Consider the following 19,693-nt stretch of genomic DNA (forward strand, 5'->3'; position numbering starts at 1 on the left):
TTAGGAAAAACAAGCACAAAAGTTTGTTACATTGTTCTCATCTTAAAATGGCCATTATTGGCACTGCGTACGCACTAAATAATTCGTACGCAGATTTAAAGCTAACTTTTAGTCCATTTCACGTTTATTGGGTTTGAAGCGTGGGTCTGGTAATCAGTATAACCTTGTTCACTACCACCGAATAATGTCTCAGGCTGATGTTCATTCAAGTACAAGTCATTTGCGAGTCTGTAGGGTAAATCTGGGTTTGAGATAAAAGGGCGACCAAATCCGATCATATCAGTCCAACCTTCATTAAGAGCTTGTTGGGCGCGTTCTTTCGTATATTTTCCGGCATAGATTAGCACGCCATTATATGCCTCTCTAATTGCATGCTTAAAGCTCAAAGGCATATCTGGCGCGTCTTCCCAATCCGCTTCTGCGATGTGTACGTAGCATACGTTGAGCACATTAAGCTGTTTGATTGCAGCGAGGTATGTCTGCTCAGGGTTTTCATCTACTGTACCATTTAAGGTAGTAAGCGGCGCAAGTCTAACGCCCACTTTGTCATAGCCTATTTCTTCACTCACCGCCGTCACGACCTCACGCAAAAAGCGAATGCGATTACCAAGAGAGCCACCATAGCCATCAGTCCTTTGATTTGAGTGAGAGTCTAAAAATTGATTGATCAAATAACCATTCGCTGCATGTAATTCAATTCCATCAAACCCCGCTTGCATCGCGTTGCGTGCAGCGTGTCGATATTCGTTCATTACATTATTGATGTCTGCTTGGGTCATTGCTCTAGGTGTTTGTGCTTGAATAAAATCAGGGGGAGCATTTGCTTTTGGAAATGTACCTGGCCTTCAGGTCTATGTTGTACAGTTAGCTGAAAAGTTTAGTCCAAAAGCGGTGGATATCGCATTAGGGTTGAATATCGCTGCCTTCAACGTTGGAATTGCGCTCGGCTCTGTCTTAGGTGGCCAAATTGTAGAAAATATGTCGCTGCAGGACACCGCTTGGGTAGGGGCACTTATCAGCGCTGCAGCCTTATTAGCAACCCGTGTTAGTGGCTATCTAGATAACAGTTCTTTGTTGAAGGCTCAAGCTGTATAGTAGGTGGTAGCTTATCATTCGGACTTTTGCTAAGGGATTGCCACGTGAAGTGGCGCCTACGAAAGGCAATCTGATTTACCAAATATTCAAGCTCCAACAAAGTAGGAGCAGGTTAATCCTGCGAGCTTTTGTTAAAAGATCGCCACGTGAAGTGGCTCCTACAAAAAGGCAATCTGATTTAGCGAATATTTAAGTCTCACCAAAGTAGGAGCAGGTTAATCCTGCGAGCTTTTGTTAAAGATCGCCACGTGAAGTGGCGCCTACGAAAAGGCAATCTGATTTATCCAATATTCAAGCTCCAACAAAGTAGGAGCAGGTTAATCCTGCGAGCTTTTGTTAAAGATCGCCACGTGAAGTGGCGCCTACGAAAAGGCAATCTGATTTACCAAATATTCAAGCTCCAACAAAGTAGGAGCAGGTTAATCCTGCGAGCTTTTGTTAAAGATCGCCACGTGAAGTGGCGCCTACGAAAAGGCAATCTGATTTAGCGAATATTTAAGTCTCACCAAAGTAGGAGATGTATGGACTCCTCCCCCTTATCGGGAGAGTACGGTATAAAGATATTGCAAAACACTTTTACCAAATAAGGAGTCCATACATGACACAGTCTAATTTAATTGCTATCGACTTGGCAAAAAACATTTTCCAGGTGGCACAGCTGAAAGGCAATAAACTCAAGTTTAATAAGCCAATGAAACGCGAACCTATGCTTGAGTTGCTAGCAAAAACCGAGGGTTCAAAGGTCGTGATGGAAGCTTGTGGTAGCGCCCAGCATATTGCTCGCAAAGCACTGTCACTGGGGCACGACGTCATGTTGCTTCCCCCTAAGTTCGTAAAAGCGTTTAGGCAAGGCCAAAAAACCGATGCAAACGATGTCCTCGCCATTGCCAGTGCAAGCCAAGCATACAACGTGAAGCCCTGTAAAATCATGACAGTTGAAGAGCAAACGTTGCAGTCACTGAGCCAAGCGAGAACCTTAGTAGATAAACAAAAGACCCAGCTTTCAAATCAAATACGTGGATTGCTATTAGAGTTTGGTGTTGTCATTAATCAAGGCGATGCAGCGTTAACACAAGCGGTTCCAGATATTTTAGAAGATGCTGAAAATGCGCTCCCTATCGCATTAAAACAAGCACTCGCGGTGAGTTATGACCTATATAAAACACAAAGCAACGCTAAAGCACAGCTACATAAACAAGTTGAAGCGATAACCAAGCAAAATGACAGTTGCCAGCGTTTAATGGCATTAGAAGGCGTTGGCCCAATTACCGCGATAGAGCTGCTATCCTTTTTAGGCAATACTTCACAATTTAGTGATGCCAGAGGGGCTGCAGCATGTGCAGGTGTTACACCGACCCAGCACTCATCAGGCGGAAAAGCCAAGATAGGGCATATCCCCAAAAGACGAGGCAATACATTAAGGAAAAACCTGTTTCTCGGTGCAAGAACGGTAGTCAGCAGGCTAAAACATAAAGAAGCGACCACAGAGAAAGAACGCTGGATAAAAAACCTACTCGCCAAGAAAAGCGTGAAATGTGTTGCCATTGCATTGGCCAACAAAACGGTTAGAACTGCCTATGCCTTACTTAAAAACGGTTCAACATACGAGCCAAAAATCTTAGCGGCATAGCACTGAGTAACAGAAGAAAAAATCAAGATAAACAGAAAAAGAAAGCAAAAAGTATACTGAGATTACCCCCAGTATTGAACAAGCCAAGATAGAGCATTAAGCGGTGAGACCCACCCTTGAGAGCCTGTTAAACCGCAGGTGTATACAAATACCGCGTAGGAGATAAGGCACAAGGGCGCGAATACATCAAAGAGGCCGAGGTAGCACCTCATCAAGAGCCCGGATATAAGCACGCAATCACACTAATAATGCTAAAAATGGCTTGTACAATTGGAGGAGTCCATATAAGCAGGTTAATCCTGCGAGCTTTTGTTAAAAGGTCTCCACGTGAAGTGGCGCCTACTAGGCTGTAAAGTGCAAGTGCTACACTATTGTTTGGGGATCGCATTTCCTTTAAACGACACTTTGATATTCGTCACTTTAGTTAAATCATAAAGCTGTGGATTTTTCAGCTTAATTGACCAAGTGGTAAACGGAGTTGGTTTAAAATAATTAATCGCATAATCGTTTGCGATTGCACCACTGGTGATTGGATCTATGTGCGTCGTTTCACTATCTAACAACTCGTAACTTACCAATCGGTATAACGATTCTGCACTAAATTGATAGGGTTGCCCTTTAAACCTATCTTGATATGAACCACTAGATCTTACTTCGATATCATAGCGCTGGTTCTCATTCAACCCTGAACCTTCTAGTACAACATTGACCTCGTCTAATCTAACTCGATCAAACTGGGAAAAATCAATATCTTCCAATGACAGCGTAAAACTCATTTCACCGTCTTGCGCAAAATCCAGCAATTGCTGCGGCGCATCTAACTCTTCTATGGTGAGCATAAAATCTTGAGGTCGAGGGTTAAAGCGCAATAATGACGCGGCCTCTTGCTCACGTAGTAAGGCTAAGTCGTGACGGTATTCTTGATAACTTTGATTAAGGCTTGGTGTTACCATGGTGTCATCAAGAGACCAGTAGCTAAATGCCGCCTGATAGTTTGTTAATGCAACAAATATCGGATGTCTTAGATTATTCAGAGTCCGGAATAGCTGTTCCTCCATTTCCTGGATTTCATCTAGACTGTTTTGATTGTTTTGTAAAAATGCATCTATACGATTGATCTGATTAAGCTTTGCATCAGCGGTGATCCGCAAATCTATCTGTCTAGACTGCTCTTGGGCAATATCAATCTCTACAGCAACTATTGCCTTGCCATGATTAATCAACTTTTCGATAGCAACAAGATAGTTGCTTGCACCATCAATGTCTTCATCTATGGCCTTTTTCATTTGTGCCTTAGCGGTTATCAAAAATTCGTCCCAAATTCGATTTGCCTCTTCTTTGGTTGGAATGAGTGAGTTAAGACGATTGAACTCTGGTGCAAGCTCACTGCTAGAAAACGGATCAGCGGTTTTTTGCGATAGCACGTTTAACTGGCCGCTAACCGTTTGTACTTTATCCATTAGTGACGCGATATCATTAATTTTGGTCTTTAACTCATTGATCTCTTGGATTGTGGCGGGTAAGCTCGCGACCAAGTCTTTCAGGCCGCTGGTGTCACCCCCTGCAGCACCCGCAAATGCAGTCCCTGCACTAATTACGGTTTCAAGCACTTTAAGTCCCATTTCAGTGATTTTATCTAGTTTGTAGTCCAAAATTCCTTGTTGAAACTCAACCCCTGAGTAGAAGACATTATTTTCCTGACCACTGAATGATGCTTTTTGTTCATCAAGTGTCTTTACCAAACTCGTCAGTTGGTCTACCGATCGAGAGATAATTCGTTGCCCAGCAGCTGCAACATCGAATAGGTTATCCTGCATCAAAGTGAGATCTTGGCGCTTGTTTTCAAAACTTCGGCCTTGTTGCTGAAAAATTGTATGCCATTGCTCCTGAGTAAGTAGGAAGTCATTCGATCCAACAAAGAGAAGATCACCAATCACAATGCTGTGATCATTTCCGCAGATACAGAAGAGATACAACTTAAAGCTTTGGGAAAGGGACTTTCAACAATCAATATTGGCCAACCCCCCTATGAAATGGGCCGAAAAGGAGCTGAATTGCTTTATAATACGATAGCGCTTGGCCAGGCGCCCTCCGAGGATAACTACTACTTAGACTTTCATTACTGCAATCAAACAAAGATTCTTAGATGTACCGTTAACCACTAGCTTTAATGACTTTGTTATACGTAACCTAAGCTTCAGTCAAAATGACGAATAGGCTTCAACATCTATTTTTCACGCCACGAAAACAATACTAAAGTATCAATTTAAAAACCTATTTAGAGACGTAAAACATCATAAAATCTGGTTTTTCGGTTATTCATTGACCGCAAACTTAAAAAATACGACAATGGTATTATATTAAGTGATGTTACTGTAAACAAAAAATTTACATTAACTCTATTTTATTGGAGTGGCTATGAAATTTAACTTTGCAACCTTAGCGTTAATGTCAGTTGTTGGTACAGCAAGTGCTGCCGACAATTTAGTCGTTAACGGCTCGTTTGAAACATCAGGCAATATTTCTGGTGATTGGGCGTTATTTGACAATCTCCAAGGTTGGAACAGAGAAGGTGCCAAATTCGAAATTCAAAAACAAAGCCTTGGTATTATCGTGCCTCAAAACGGCAACCAATACCTAGAGCTGGACTCAACTGCAAATTATACAATCTACCAGAATATTCCAACAACGGCTGGTAAAAAGTATAAAGTGAGTTTTTACTACTCGCCTCGAGTGGTAAACGATGACTCTACTAATCGTGCACGTGCATGGTTTGGCGATAATACACTAGTAACGATGAATGCAACGACCCGTGGCTGGACAAAGTACGAGTATACGGTTGAAGCGACAGGTAGTTCGACACAGTTACGTTTTCAGGGTTTAGGTACTTCTGACTCATATGGTGCGTTATTAGACAACGTAGTCGTAACAGAAGAGGAGGAAGTTACACCTCCAGAGCCGCCAGTAAACTGTAAAGTAGGCGTGTATGGCATCAATAACTTTGGTGAAGACAGCAATAGCTATGTTTATAAATTCGACATGGTAAATGGTACCTATGCATACGTTGACGGCGTCGCTAACACAGCCTCAAATATTGCTGCGCACAATGGCGCACTTTACTTTATGGAACAAAACGACAGTGCATCTAAAGCCTCATCACTTTGGAAAGTTTCACTAGATAGTGCAGAGCAGATTCTAGCTGCTAATGCAGTTTCTTGGCCATTATACCGTTCAGCAGTAACGCCAGACGGTACTAAATTACTTGCAAGCAGCAAAACTTACCTTTATGAGTTTGACATGCAAACTGGCGCAAAAACAGTGCTTGGTAAACTAAGCTATGCAGGTGACGACTTCTCACACGGTGATATCGCATATTCGGCAGATACAAACGTGATTTACGTACTAACAGGTAAAGCACTTTACACGCTAGATAAAGGCGACATGACTTTAGATCTTGTTGGCGAGCATGGTGTAAATTGGGCATCAGGTTTAGCAGTAAGCTCAGATGGCACATTATACGTGTCTGGTCGTAACTCAGGTGAAGACGCGAAGATCTACACATTAGACCCAAATACGGCACAAGCAACCTTTGTTATGGATGGCCCAGAGCACATCAACGACTTAACGTATGTAGCGAATTACTGCGAATAGGTCTAATACAGCAATAAGCAAGGCGAGGGGAAACCCTCGCGTTTTTTTGTTTATAACTAAAGTAACTGATTGTTTTATATTAGAAGCCTAACACTGCTAAGTTTGTAAAGGCCTTCGCGAAGACGCTTTGATATTTACAAGACATATAAAATTTGTAAGATAAAAGGACATTGTTTGGGTGTCTAATCCTGCATTCTCTCTAAAACCTCTTTTTGAATTTCTTCTTTACTCGGCCTGCCAATTTCTAAAAGAGGAAATACAAAGTGAATAGCAGTTCCTTTTTTTGAGCTTTTAATACTCAACTTGGCTTTATAGCTTTTCGCAATTTGTTTTATAGTATAGATCCCTAATCCGAAATGAAGTCGTGAATAAAGCGCCATTCCCTTGCCATTATCAGAAATTATGACATGAATTTGATCTTGTTGTTTACTAATGGACAGGCTGAGTTGCGTTGCTTTTGAGTGTTTAAGCGAATTATCAATACAATGGTAGGTTACACTGTAAATGTCCTTTTCCAACTGTTTTTTTAGTTGTGTCTCACCAATGGAAATATTGAAATCGAGCTCCATATCACTCATATATGAGCAATGAGCCTGCAACATACCGATAGCAACGCTGAGTTTTTCTTTACCAAGTGCCGCATGACCTCTTGCCAGTGGTTCGAGCCTCAAAAGTGCTTGGTCAAGCTTGTCTAAACCTTCTGAAATCATAATGTCATTGCCGCTACACAACTTTTTAGCCTCGGCAACTTTAAGGACAGCATCACTCAAGTCTTCTTTTTGGTATTGGCGTTGATTATTCCTGAAAACTTTATGAAAGCTCTGCACCCAAATATATATATACACAGAAATCGCTATTACTAGGATAAAGACCAAAGCAGCATACATTGAAATTGCTAAAGGTGTTGAATACCATGGCGCAGCCACGTTAAAAGTCAGCGCCGTAACGTCACTGTAGCGTCCCTTATTCTCAACCCTAAATAAAATATCGTATCCTCCTGGTTTTAGATTGCTAAGTTGCATTCCCGCAGCTAACAATTTTTGCCATCCAGTATCGTTTATGTTTGCTTCAAACGAGTTGACATGCTGATCTACAAAATTGTAGTCACTAATCGTTATTTCAATAGCTGGATGCTGACTAACCAGTTCAGAAAACTCCAAATAGGTTTTACCATCCAGAGTGACACTTGTTACTTTTGGAGCATAAAGATCGACAGAAGGTACCGTTGTGAGCTCAAATATAAAGTCTGAACTGGCAGCATAAAGCTTGTCGCCCAGAACCTTAAGACTTCCTATCGTAAAAGAGTGCGCTTTTGTTCCAGGTACTAATTTTGTATGATCCGCGCCCCTTTCTATAATGTGGACACCATTGTTGGTCGCTAAATACAAATTGTCATTAAACTCCACAAACTCCTTAACAAAATTTGGTGAGCTTAACTTTTGCCAAACTCCACTATTGGGTTTAAACCAGACACCTTTTCCATAAGTCGCTGCAAATAGGCCTTCCTCTGTAACAAAACTATCAGTGACAACTACACCGTCTTCAAATAGACTGCGCGTCCAGTCTTGTGTATCAACAACCAACAAACCTTGTTTGGTGCTTGCATAGATATAGTTCCCACTATGATTAATGTCTAAAACTTCTAAACTAGGAAGCAATTGTCTAAGCTTTTTATCTACTATCAATTCTAAGTGTGAGTTAACTTCTACAACCCCATAACCATTTGTTGCGATATGCAAATTATTATCGATCACTGAAAAATTTAGTACATAATCATCATGAACTTTTGTTACCTTCTTACTCGCTAAATCCACAAAATAGGTACCCACATTGGTTCCTATCGCGAGACCGCGATTGAATAGTTGAAAGGCCGTGACCTCAAATGCCTGTGCAGATATTTGATTATTTAACCGAGTTAATGGCTCAAAATGATTTCTGTCGGCCTTTTGAAAAATGCCTTTTGTAGTGCCAACCCACAATTCTCCAGCAACGCCTTCAAGTACGTTGTATTTAGACCCTAACGACAACTCAGAAGACTTAAGACCAACCTCAATTGGTTCAAACGTATTTAGACCTAAACCCCACACCCGATTTTTACCATCTACATGTAACTTGCTGTAGTTTTTCTTCTTAGTATTGATACCGGTTCTCGTAATATTTAGGTCTGTGAGTGTGATTTCATTGACACTTTCGTTATCTGTAAAATAGATAAAATAGGGGGCAGCAAATACGATATTATCAGCATTGTGTATTTCCATATTAGAGATAAGCTGCTGCTGTAGGGTAGAGAAGTAACTCAACCTATTATTAACAAAATAGACAACACCATGTGGTGTTGCCGCTAAATTTCCGTTATCAATGCTTAGTGCTTCAACAGTTTTAATCACACCATCTTGTACTATAAACACACCATCTCTGGTCATTAGGTAGGCTAAATTTGCAAACGCGTCAATGTCTAAAACTCGGCTTGAACTGCTGTATATTGTACTAACTACTCCAGAATCAAGATCAATCCTTTTAACATCATATTTTCCTAAAGTGAAAAGCGATGAGTTTGTTAAGGCAAGTTTTGTCGCTTCCACAGACGCTATTTTTTTCGATTCTAGACTTGTTAGATCCGTGACCCAAACGTCACCATTAGAGTACAAAGAAAACAAAGTTTTATGTTGCAGCTTAATATCACGAACTAAACCGCTTGGTAATCCAGCTGCTTTACTTAAAGGAAGAAAATGACGACCATCGTATCTATATACTCCATTGTGCGAGGACAAATAAAAGTTATCGTTTGAGTCATGAACGACGCCATTTAGATGTTCAAATTGGAACGCTTGTAACTGCAATGAAAGGGCAGTAAGAAATAAAAATACGAAGATACGCATGAGACAATCCATTCATTAAATGCGGCCAACCACAAGAGCTGGCCTTACTTCCTAGTTGACCTCGTATGCATTGTGATCTCTTACACCACAACCCGCTACGACAATAGGCAAATCGTTCTTAGTTTCTCCAGATGCCGTTTTATCAACTATATTACGCTCCATTGTAACACTCTTTAAGCCTTTGTTAAGTTTTTGATTGTCACCTTGTGATTTTTCCCAATCAAATTGCTTTTCACGCTCTGCAAGTACAAACAAATAGGTGGGTTTACGAGGATCAGTTTCATTCTTTTTATTATTCCAAGAATGCATTACTGCTTCGCCGGCTTCAACACCATATAAATGTGTGTAGGCTGCCGCTAATAGCTGAGCTCCAGAATCACTCATCACCATAAGCGCCGTATTTTTATAGTCGCTACCACAATCGAATGACACGTCTACATTTAATGTAGAACCATCAGGCAACAGTAGATCTGCATTCATCCTAGAAACTCGAGCACGGTCTTCTAGTGGAGTTAGGGCGTTAGCCGCGCTAATACAAAACATAGTTGCAGCGATTGGAAGTAGTATCTTTTTAAACATAGAGATTTCCTTTTAGTCATAAAATGCGTCCCTTCATCAACAGTTTCAACCAATACGTTATTGAGCCATATCTAGAGAATTTCTCCTACAACAATGACATGGATTGTTTAAGTGTTAGAAGGCCACGCTACGGTATGCAGATCTCGCATGAAAACATAGTTTGCAAGACCACATCTACCATCTTATTTGCAGCTAAAATATCTTCAACTACAAAAGTACTGTGAGCTTAATCTTTAAAGATCTTCTCTACTATTGTTGATCTGTAGAGCACCAACTGTAAATACTTAGTTAAGAGCTAATTTTTTATTTTATAATTCCTACCCAAAGTAGACGATGCCTTTTGCTAATAATTAGTACAACGGCTAAAAACGTTAATAGCTTATGGAGATACAACTTTAATTGTGCTTTAGATAACTGCATGATTGATGATATGGATACTAAAGTTGCTGTTGTAATGCGACGAAAGAAATTACAATAGGGGTGATCACCGCCATTTAGATTGAGAATCTCAGGCTAATTTCTTTTTGCTATTTCAATAAGTTGGTATTTTTGGATAACACGACTCCTGACACTTAAATTGAGATTTATTTAGCGAAGGAGCAAAGATCTTAATATCAAATCAGGTTTAAACTTTTACCTAATTCATATCTTCAGAACGTTAACTTATCAGTCAAAACGAGATTCTCAATCAGAAATCTACTTTTTGCAAATAAAAACATATTCAACATTAACTAGGAGCTAGTGTAGGAAATATTGTTCATACGAGATTCAATAAAATCGGCAGCCTGTTACATGCCAAATTCTACCTGTAGGCTTGCTTACGCAATGGTCTTTAGTTGTTCTTAAAATTGTTCTCTTAAACTGAATTTCTATATCTAAAAAGAAAAGCCTTTAAGAGTGGTCTCGCAAAGAAAATGAAATTCTGTATTTTGATGCTTAGTACGAGCAAACGGTCTCAAAAGATGAAATTCATAAAAGTGGAAATATACACTATACTATCAATATTTAGTCACAATAGCGTAAATTATCACTATTATGCGACTCGATAGAATGAGTAATGCTGCTATCTTGGAAATGATAGGTAAGCGATTCTTACTGGCGCGTCTCAATGAAGGGATAGATCAGCGAGAGTTGGCTGATAAAGCTGGCGTAAATGTCACAACTATTCAGAATTTAGAGAGCGGTAAACGTAGCGTTGGAATGATCAAAGTGTTAGCTGTTATGCGTGCCTTAGACAAGTTACATGAAATAGATAACTTTATGCCGGAGCCGCCAATTAAGTCAGCCTCTTTGCTTACAACAAGAAATATAAAACGAAAGCGTGTCTCAAAACCCAAATGTGAAAAAGAGCCTTCTACGGGTTTCGTGTGGAGTAAAACGATTTAAAAAAGCTAACTGGATTAGACTTTGTCTTACAGTAAGCTGAATAAGTCTTAACTCGATCTGTCAGATTCGATTAACAGAACTCAATCAAATCTGACAGTCGTATATGTGCCAGAAGCCCCCGTTGGAAACGCCTTACTAATGGGCGCATAGATGCTTGGCTAAAATTAGCGACGAAGGAGCGCAAGCCAAGCGTTTTGCGTCCTTTTGAGTAGCTTGTTAGAATTTACCAGTAACGCTGAACAACGGCTTTTTTTACTAGTAGTTTTTTGCCTTTACTTTTATTACAGTGCTCGCACGTCAACTGAAAGTTGGTAGGATCACTATTACCAGAATCTTCGAGAGGAATCATGTGGTCTAAGTTGATGTTCTCAATAGCATAAAAACCCGTCAGATCTTTACCGCATAACTGGCATTTACCTTTGTCTCGGTGGAATACTGCCTTTTTAAGCCACTGAGGAGGTTGAGTACGGGGTCTTTTTAAAACACCATCTTTTTTGAGTAAGTCAGGAAATTCACCCTGAAGAGATTTCTTTACAATTCCCCTTAAAAATAGCTGAAATTTGTACAAAAAATCCCTATCTCCAAACAAGATAATAAAGGCTGCATCGGTTAAAGTTTTGGATATAGTCTCAACAGTTTCCCAATAGTTATCATCTAGTGATTGTTCACTAAAACCACTATTGATGATTTCTAGACCACCTTTTATGCGGTTTCGGGTGATTATATCCGCATATTCTTTGATAAACTCTTCATATTCTATCTTGCCAGCATACCATTCGATACCAGCATAAATGATGTTATATATCGCTTCATGTAAGATTGTTGTCTTATTCCACTTAATAATATGCTCAAGCAAATGCTCTAATTCAGAGCAGCCAAGCATATCTAACTCTAAATTCTTCCAGTCGGAGTTTTCTATATCGGAAATAGTTTTAACAACAATATCAGCAGCGCCATAACCATCTAATAAATAGTGCTCTTCTGATAATAATTTCACTATAATCTCCGTAAATTCTAACGCCGCAATATGGGGCGTATTAAGCTTGGCTAAACTTAGCGAAGAATGAGCGCCAGCCAAGCTTTAGACGTCCCACGCATAATTGCCTTGTTAGCTTTCTAGCTCTGCAAGTCGTTTTTCTAAATTTTCAATGCACATTGATAATGGAATTCCCATTCCTGCGGCCTTTGGCTGACTATTTTGACTAATAACAGCATTTACGCCCGTCAATACAGCATCAGACTTTTTAATCTCTTCTTTGTTTTCTTGATATTTTTTTAAAAACTCAATAAGTTCGGTTTTGTCATAAGATTCCTGTAAACCAGTACACTCTATTAGAGAAATATAAGACTGCCCTTGAGTTTTTACTGCTTTTCCAAAGAGTTTAACATAAGCTCCATATATACCACCGCCCACAGCAATACCTAAAACACCCCATAAAGCTAAAGATTTAATATCTAATTCCATTTATTACTCCAAAACCTACAAGAAAGCTAACGCCCGCATAACGGGCTAATAAAGCTTGGCTACAATTGGTGAGGCACGAACCAAGCCAAGCTTTGTTAGTCCATGCGTTGATGCGTTTGTTATATTTTTACTTTAGATAGCAACGTGGCTATTAATTCTGGTTTAGTTATTACTAACCATAGTACCAATACCCAATAGATTAATTGCACTATTTTAATACCTGTCTCAGCAAACTTTGAAGTTGTTTCAATGCCACTTGCATTGAGCATAGCTTTTGGCAGAAATAGCAGAGTTTCAAGCCAGAATAATGGACTAAGACTACGTTTAGTTTGTGAAAGGTAATAGCCTTTAACACGTTTTAGTGTAGAAATGGCTTGCTCTTGCACATCATTGTTTAAATAAAGCAGATTATCTATAACCGACATATTTTGTTGAGCTACATATCCATAACCTTTGGGATCCATGTAGCTAATGATTGGCTCACCAATACCTGACTTTTTAATACGTCGTTTGATTTCAGACATATTTGAAGTTATCCAGTCGGCGCTTTTCCCTGATTTTGATTTTTCATCTTCGGTTGGATTAGAGCCTTGCCCTTGTAAATATGAACGATGATGTTTCATTACTTGCTTAATAAAGTACCAATCGTTGAATGCAATAAGTGCATATAAAATAGGGAGAATTAAAACAATAAAGATTCCGTTCACAACAAATCTCCGAGAAAAATATAACGCCCTGTTAATGGGCGGATTACGCTTGGCTAAAATTAGCGAAGAATGAGCGCCAGCCAAGCAGTAAGGCGTCCATTTTAAACAGCTTGTTAGGTTACGAACCTCAATCTACATTGTGATACTGTGCTGCTTGTTCGTAACAGTTAACACATACGACTGACATTTGATTAAACTCTCTGAATCTTTCTGTCATGCCGTCCTCTTCCTCAAAAACAGCCTCACATTGATAACACCAAGCTTGAAGATCATTTGGAACGCTTGAATTTTCAATGAAACCGAGAGGCTCTCCCTCAGGTTTGACAAGATGACCACATAGTACGGCAGCCACTCGCTTTCCATGCTTACCGCAATCAATATACATCGGTTCTATATCTGTACTCATTAGTAACCTAACATGTTTATAGCGAGCAAATCGCGCGTTTTTCTACCACAGCGTAGCTCGTTTTTCTGAATGACTCATTTGTAGCAAAATTCTTAACTAATTGCCATTACTACTAAAATGCAGTAGTTCTAGCTTTTGTCTCAGGACAAAAACGAGTGATTGGGTCGCTTTCCTGACTATGCAAGCAATATACTTTGACGAAATAGAAAAGCTAATTTGAATGACCGCTGTTCGCTCATTACAGTCTGTCAGATGAGATCTAAACCTATTCATCGAAACTGTAAGATCAGATTTGAGCTACTACAAGTAAGCATTTTAAATAACATCTAGAGAAGCTTCGCTCTTAAATTTTACTGTTCATCTCCTCTCATGCAATAGTGCTTTTTTTCACTATTAATGACATAAATTCGACACTACAGTGGAAAAAAGCACTATTATGATTGGTTATTTAATTTGCAATTGAGATGTTTAAAGCGCGAATTTCATTTCCATTTTTCGAGTTTTTCTCGTCAAACTGGAATTTAATCATTGAGCCTGTGTTAACACTCTTCCAATCTTCTGGGTTTGTAAATTCACTTTTATGAACAAAAAACCTAGTTCTGTTATAATTAGCAAATCCAAATCCTTGGCCTTTAAAGCATTTGACAAGCTTTCCTTCCACGCCTTCAGCTTTCATCTTAAGAGTGAAGTAAAAACGATCATTAGCCTCTTGGGTGATCTGAAAAATATCGTCACAGCTCTTAATTAGCTTTTTGAGACTAGCAACTTTATAATTACGATGGTCAAAAGAAGGGTCTATTCGTTTGATTGCAGTTCCAAAATTACCTAGGTAAGCTTCGCCATCTATCTCCGCACGATGATAAGCTTTAATCAGCAGAGCTTCTAAATCAAGATCTTTATCGTTTTCAACTGTATCATCACGGTCTATATTATTTATATCAACAAAATTCTCACAAGCTCTGATTAATCTTTTTGGCGACTTTTTCTCACCAATTACCATGCTGTAGATACCGTACTCTCTAATTCTCTGGGCTAAACTTGCAAAACCGCCGTCACTGGTAACTAAACATACTGAGTTAATCCGTTTGTTATTATTAATTAACTCTATTGCATCCATAATTAAAGCATGGTCAGCGTCATCTTTTTTGGTATAGTGAAATTGTTGTTTTGGCCGAGAAGCTGTTAATTCTAATATATCTTCCCATGATTTATTACATCCGTTTGTCCAATCAGCATACACCCACTTTAGAGCAACTGAACCATGTTTTTCAACTTCTGCAAGCACCCTTGTGAATGCGTCAGATTTAAAATTTTCAGCATCAACTAGAACTGCAAATACTTTTTCCATAATACATCCTGTTTTTTCCTTATTTGATTTAGTAAATCTTAAAAAAGATTTAGTTTCAATACCTTTCAGCAGTGAAATGCTGGAAGGTATATATAATCACTTATTCTTCGTTATCATCATCGTCACCATGGTATTCATCATGGTTTGGGTTTAGTTGGTTGGCGTGATTGTCTAGACTATCCCAATAAGAATCGTTATTTGGATTCATGCTATCACTACGGTCATCATTTGGGGTTCTACTCATTATTTTTTCCTTGTTTTTGATGTTGCTTACTTTTATTGCCATGAATTTTTGAATACTGTTTGTTTACACCGTCAGTACCTTTGTTGACGTTTTTCATATTTGAACTATTGTCTTCTGGTTTCATTTCAACCTCCTCGATTGTTTCTACAACTCAATTGTGTCTTAATAGCAAAATGAAAAAAGGGACATTTCAATGAAAAATGATTTACGAACAATTTAATCTTGGTTTTATTTTTAATCAGCTACCAAACCTTCTAGCAAAAGGAATGAACTGTTTCACCTCCGAGTCTGATTTACTTGTCAAACTTGCTAGGGAACTTAGGCAAGACCCTTCGATTACACACGATAGAAGTATCTTCAGGAAAATCAGAAATTCAGAAACTAATGACAAGTTAACAAATGAATTAGTTGAATTTTTAGACTTTAATGGAAAGATGCTGCCTATGACACCAATTGAAGAGATTGATTTGAAGACTCTTGGTGCGTGGTTTCTAGTTGATTCTATGGTTAATGGCTTTAAAGCTAACAGGTTCTATAGTAGCGACACAGACAACAAATACTTTGATTTTATTCATGCTCATTGTGAATTAGAGCAAACACTTATTACTGAGCTATTCCATCATAAAGATGTAACTCAAATAAATAGTAACATACAGAAGTGGCTTCTTACTGAGATTAAGTTTCCAGTACCATCCGTCGAAGAACGGGCTAGTTACTTTTCTAAGTTAACTATGTATGTTTGCGCTTTAATTGAACTTGGATTAGAAGCTCTGAATGAGAGTGATGTGAATAGCATACTAAACAAAGTATTACCTCGTCATGAAATAACAAAAAAGGATCATTTATTGATACCATCTTCAGAAATACTTCTAGAAAAGACAAAAGCTGGTTGGGCAAAATATAATTATGGGAAAGAAAAAATCTCTTGGGAACAATTTTATCGAGATATATTAACTGCTCAAGCAAAAGATGAAGCCTTAATCAATAAATACCCAAAATATGCTGAGATTGATATCATTGACCCAGATACCAAAGCAATCAAAAAGAGGTTTCAAAGATGGCGAGCGGGCGATTTATTCACTTTAGAAGATTTCAGAATTTACCTTGCCATACTTCGATTACCATACAAAGATTCTAAACAAAACTTAGGCTTAGAATGCTATTTTTTAGTCAATATTTTTACTTATGTACAATCAGATTTGATTAAAAATGGTATTCACCCAAGAGACATTGCTGATTTGTTTAGTCGGTATCCTGAATATAAAGTTCTAGTAAATAGCAGGTTTAAAGAATTTAAACTATCAGGCGTGCTCAATCCATAGTTACGGAATATAAATCTATTAAAGTAACTCCATTGAAAAGCTTTGAATTGAATATAAATTAGCGCAGCGAAAAGTCATTATATAGAGAAAAGCTAATTTATCACTATTGCAATAAAAGGATGCATGAGACATATAAAGGTGTATTCTGAGATATACTAGCTCAGAGTTGATCTGACAGTTACCCGTTTTCAATCGGTAACAGTCAGCTTAAGCTTAGATTAGCGCTAAATTTTTTCTGCACAAATACGTTTTCTTCTTCCTATGTCTCAAGCGGCGTTCTTCCAAAATACAATTAATATTGATGGTTTCGGTCATTATTGTAATAAACCATCAATTCGTACCTATCCTTTTATAATTCTTCTAGCTAAGCCCAGATTAGTAGTGCGATTACGTCAAAATCACTTGGTACTTATACCATCAGTATCAGACTACTTCATAAAACATTTGATATTAAACCGCCAAAGGAGGGAGTTGTCATGATAATACAGCTAAGTGTTTAAAATTAAAATAATTAAGGGCTACATTGTTCTAGATGTGCTTTTATATCAGCGTTTGCTAGCATTGCCCCAAGAATTCTGCCATCCCAATGGTTACAACTTCTTCGATGTGCTACCTTAATTTCTCCTTCTAACCTGTCAATCATGTTTATCTCTTCTAAACTTGCAATATCTAATATATCTTCAAATTTCTCTTTGGCATATTCTAAAGCATAATTTTTTACGTCTAATTCTTTTAGATGCTTTCTAATTCTACGCCTAGAACGTCCACGTACAGATTTTGAAATTGTAATTTTTACTTCGATAATAGCACCAATAATATCGATGCAATCAGATGTGTCAAAATTAAAGTTAAAATTAACTTGTGTTAACAAACTTGAGTAATAAGGATGTATAAACTTAGCACGCTTATCTGTATCGCAATAGAAATGGTTCCATTTTTTAGAAGAGCAGCTGTTACATTGATTTACAAGGTTGTTTGGAAATATAGAAAATTCAGGCCAAAGACTTTTGGGGATAAAGTGGTCAAGCACCCTTGGTTTACCAGGGCGCCCACAAAAAGGACACTGATGCAGTTTTCTATTCCTTAAAATTGAAAGTTCATGTCCGATAGAAACTGGAGGTGAGGTAAAATAGCCTTCAATAATTTTATTATGCTTTGTTAGCCTTGATGGTAGTGGCTTCCTATGATACTGGGTAATGATTTTATCGTAGTCACTGTAAGTTTCTTCTATAAATCGTGAAAGGCGTTTTATATTTCGTGAGTTTTTGGTAGCTGATGATTTTGCTAGATTAAGTAAATCATTGTAGCGATTAATTGGTGGTCTTAAATTTGTTACATCAATCATGGTTACTTCTTTTTCTTAGCATATAGATAAGATATTCCTTTAGAACCTAATTCATCAGACAGTTCATCGATAGCTTTATCAATATTACCTGAATATCTGGCGTCTATAAGATCATCTAAAATTTCTTGATAAGGCTTACCAGTTAATTTGTCACCAAATACATCTGCTGATATTCTCTCAAGAGAGTTTCCTAGAGTTTATATATCTGGTTTTCGACAGCTAAAATTATTTTCAAGTATGTGGACAAAATCTGATTGAATCTCTCTAGCAATAATTGCGGAGTGAGTTGCAATAATCGCAAACGAGTTAGTTTCGGACAAAACTTTCTTGAGCATAGATATTAACCCAACTTCTAACTCAGGGTGTAAATACAGCTCTGGCTCGTCAATTAGCAGTAAGGACTCTTTTTTTATTTCGCTAATGATGCTCGGAACAAATAAAGAATACATTCTCTGACCTGAACTCAACTTTATTTCATTTAATTCTTCATCCAAAAAAACAAGTCCATATGCTTCATCGATATCGTCTGTTTCGTCATATTGATCGTGCAGTATTATTTGACCATTAGAGCTTTTGAGTCCAATCTGTTCAAAAGACATAGCCTTTCTTAAAGTGTCATGTATCAATGATATACGATTAAAATCTTTTCTTACTCGTCTCGTCTAATCTAATAGAATTTATATATGATTTTACGCTTCTTTTAATAAAAGATTCTAAGTTAAAGGATGATGAGTCATCTTTAAAACCTATATATGAATAACCATTAATATAATCGGTACTATCTCTATCTTGGTTATTACTGTTTAATTTTAAGTGGAGTTCTTTATCTGTGGGGAAGTTATCAAATGGCGAGAATGAAGCAGTAATAAGTTTATTGCAGTACGGCCATTCGTTAAGGCTGCTTATTACCCCAGTATAAATGTTAGATATATAATTCAGGGTTCTAGTTTTTCCACAACCGTTCTTACCTATCAAAATATTAATTCTACTAGGGACCAGGGTTTTCTTATTAAATAACAAATTTAAAGAGTGACCTTTATCTTGATTTATATTTAATGAAAAACTTGAGAGTTCTTCATAACTACCCAGAGCAGTTTTTAACCCCTTAGATAGAACAGACGTTAGAGATAAATCTCTTAATAAGGATAATTTATAACCCTCCCATCGTTGGAAGTCATCTCTGCTCAATGACAATAAACATACATCATTAAGTGCTTTAAGATATTGCTTCACTTCTCGCCTATTTTCTTTTTCGGAATTAATAATGTTATAATAATCAATATCTTCACCTATTGAGATAAACTCATGATTAGATATATCACTTACATCATAAACTCCGTCTGTGCAAGGGAACTTATTCTGTATATATTCATGGCTGTTGAAGTTATCTTTAAATAATATTTTTATATTGCCAAGATCAACTTTATTTTTTCCGTAAAGGAAAAAACCTCTAAATGTTGTCTTGTAACCAAAGTCGTCCCAAAGATATGTAAAAGGTTTCCCATAATGATCGGGGAGTAGCATTAAAGTAAAGCTTCTGACTTCTGAGATTGGTGCGTTTGCGTAGAAAATCTTCATATTCGTTCATATCACATTGATTATATAAGATATATTATCATTAGAAATATTTAATTTG

At 37.8% G+C, this 19,693-nt stretch carries 17 protein-coding genes and 2 pseudogenes; 5 read left to right on the forward strand and 14 right to left on the reverse strand.

The features are described 5' to 3' along the window. Positions 1-101 precede the first annotated feature (101 nt). Positions 102-821, reverse strand: a pseudogene (locus JJQ94_RS00470) (oxidoreductase); the annotation flags it as partial. Between JJQ94_RS00470 and JJQ94_RS00475 the strand changes: the two are divergent. Together JJQ94_RS00475 and JJQ94_RS00480 are read left to right on the forward strand one after the other, a co-directional pair. Further along, a pseudogene (locus tag JJQ94_RS00475) lies at positions 814-1,095 on the forward strand (MFS transporter); the annotation flags it as partial. The pseudogenes JJQ94_RS00470 and JJQ94_RS00475 overlap by 8 nt on opposite strands. A gap of 598 nt (positions 1,096-1,693) precedes the next feature. Continuing rightward, complete coding sequence (locus JJQ94_RS00480) at positions 1,694-2,725, forward strand: IS110 family transposase (protein ID WP_201435420.1); 1,032 nt, start codon at positions 1,694-1,696, stop codon at positions 2,723-2,725. Positions 2,726-3,093: 368 nt separating this feature from the next. Here the strand turns inward: JJQ94_RS00480 and JJQ94_RS00485 are convergent, their stop codons facing one another. Then, positions 3,094-4,662 (reverse strand): heptaprenyl diphosphate synthase component 1, encoded by a 1,569-nt coding sequence (locus JJQ94_RS00485; protein ID WP_236596456.1) that lies wholly within the window; start codon positions 4,660-4,662, stop codon positions 3,094-3,096. A 481-nt stretch (positions 4,663-5,143) separates the two neighbouring features. Here JJQ94_RS00485 and JJQ94_RS00490 point away from each other — a divergent pair, with 481 nt between their 5' ends. Next, positions 5,144-6,376: a DUF642 domain-containing protein gene (locus JJQ94_RS00490; RefSeq protein ID WP_099028688.1), complete on the forward strand. Its 1,233-nt coding sequence runs from the start codon at positions 5,144-5,146 to the stop codon at positions 6,374-6,376. A 182-nt stretch (positions 6,377-6,558) separates the two neighbouring features. Here JJQ94_RS00490 and JJQ94_RS00495 read toward each other — a convergent pair whose 3' ends face one another. Together JJQ94_RS00495 and JJQ94_RS00500 are read right to left on the reverse strand one after the other, a co-directional pair. After that, a complete protein-coding gene (locus JJQ94_RS00495) occupies positions 6,559-9,255 on the reverse strand; it encodes a sensor histidine kinase (RefSeq protein WP_099028687.1) in 2,697 nt (898 codons plus the stop codon). 51 nt (positions 9,256-9,306) lie between these two features. Then, positions 9,307-9,834, reverse strand: coding sequence for a hypothetical protein (locus tag JJQ94_RS00500; protein WP_099028686.1), 528 nt, complete (start codon positions 9,832-9,834; stop codon positions 9,307-9,309). A 1,035-nt stretch (positions 9,835-10,869) separates the two neighbouring features. Between JJQ94_RS00500 and JJQ94_RS00505 the strand changes: the two genes are divergently transcribed. After that, positions 10,870-11,220 (forward strand): helix-turn-helix domain-containing protein, encoded by a 351-nt coding sequence (locus tag JJQ94_RS00505; protein WP_095209685.1) that lies wholly within the window; start codon positions 10,870-10,872, stop codon positions 11,218-11,220. A 223-nt stretch (positions 11,221-11,443) separates the two neighbouring features. On the opposite strand, the gene JJQ94_RS00510 is transcribed toward JJQ94_RS00505, so the two are convergent. The 7 genes from JJQ94_RS00510 to JJQ94_RS24285 all read right to left on the reverse strand — a co-directional run bounded on the left by JJQ94_RS00510 (position 11,444) and on the right by JJQ94_RS24285 (position 15,514). Continuing rightward, positions 11,444-12,217 (reverse strand): HNH endonuclease, encoded by a 774-nt coding sequence (locus JJQ94_RS00510; RefSeq protein WP_141557585.1) that lies wholly within the window; start codon positions 12,215-12,217, stop codon positions 11,444-11,446. 111 nt (positions 12,218-12,328) lie between these two features. Then, positions 12,329-12,685 carry a hypothetical protein gene (locus JJQ94_RS00515; protein WP_099028684.1) on the reverse strand — a complete coding sequence of 119 codons (357 nt, stop codon included), beginning with the start codon at positions 12,683-12,685 and terminating at the stop codon, positions 12,329-12,331. 119 nt (positions 12,686-12,804) lie between these two features. Then, on the reverse strand, positions 12,805-13,392 hold the full coding sequence (locus JJQ94_RS00520; protein ID WP_099028683.1) for a hypothetical protein: 588 nt from the start codon (positions 13,390-13,392) through the stop codon (positions 12,805-12,807). Between the two features lie 127 nt (positions 13,393-13,519). Beyond that, complete coding sequence (locus JJQ94_RS00525; protein WP_138625642.1) at positions 13,520-13,744, reverse strand: hypothetical protein; 225 nt, start codon at positions 13,742-13,744, stop codon at positions 13,520-13,522. Positions 13,745-14,246: 502 nt separating this feature from the next. After that, positions 14,247-15,146 (reverse strand): NYN domain-containing protein, encoded by a 900-nt coding sequence (locus JJQ94_RS00530; protein WP_099028682.1) that lies wholly within the window; start codon positions 15,144-15,146, stop codon positions 14,247-14,249. Positions 15,147-15,246: 100 nt separating this feature from the next. Further along, a complete protein-coding gene (locus tag JJQ94_RS00535) occupies positions 15,247-15,390 on the reverse strand; it encodes a hypothetical protein (RefSeq protein WP_172439877.1) in 144 nt (47 codons plus the stop codon). Beyond that, positions 15,383-15,514 (reverse strand): hypothetical protein, encoded by a 132-nt coding sequence (locus tag JJQ94_RS24285; protein ID WP_269092903.1) that lies wholly within the window; start codon positions 15,512-15,514, stop codon positions 15,383-15,385. Before JJQ94_RS24285 ends, JJQ94_RS00535 begins: the two co-directional genes overlap by 8 nt. A 76-nt stretch (positions 15,515-15,590) precedes the next feature. On the opposite strand from JJQ94_RS24285, the gene JJQ94_RS00540 reads away from it, so the two are divergent. After that, positions 15,591-16,712, forward strand: a complete 1,122-nt coding sequence (locus JJQ94_RS00540) for a hypothetical protein (protein ID WP_099028681.1) — start codon at positions 15,591-15,593, stop codon at positions 16,710-16,712. 511 nt (positions 16,713-17,223) lie between these two features. Here JJQ94_RS00540 and JJQ94_RS00545 read toward each other — a convergent pair. The 3 genes from JJQ94_RS00545 to JJQ94_RS00555 form a co-directional block, all read right to left on the reverse strand. Next, complete coding sequence (locus JJQ94_RS00545; protein WP_099028680.1) at positions 17,224-18,057, reverse strand: HNH endonuclease; 834 nt, start codon at positions 18,055-18,057, stop codon at positions 17,224-17,226. Between the two features lie 197 nt (positions 18,058-18,254). Further along, positions 18,255-18,656, reverse strand: a complete 402-nt coding sequence (locus JJQ94_RS00550; RefSeq protein ID WP_099028679.1) for an AAA family ATPase — start codon at positions 18,654-18,656, stop codon at positions 18,255-18,257. Positions 18,657-18,693: 37 nt separating this feature from the next. Further along, positions 18,694-19,635 (reverse strand): hypothetical protein, encoded by a 942-nt coding sequence (locus tag JJQ94_RS00555; protein ID WP_099028678.1) that lies wholly within the window; start codon positions 19,633-19,635, stop codon positions 18,694-18,696. Positions 19,636-19,693 lie beyond the last annotated feature (58 nt).

This window comes from Pseudoalteromonas sp. GCY (assembly GCF_016695175.1).
In the GTDB taxonomy this organism is placed as follows: domain Bacteria; phylum Pseudomonadota; class Gammaproteobacteria; order Enterobacterales; family Alteromonadaceae; genus Pseudoalteromonas.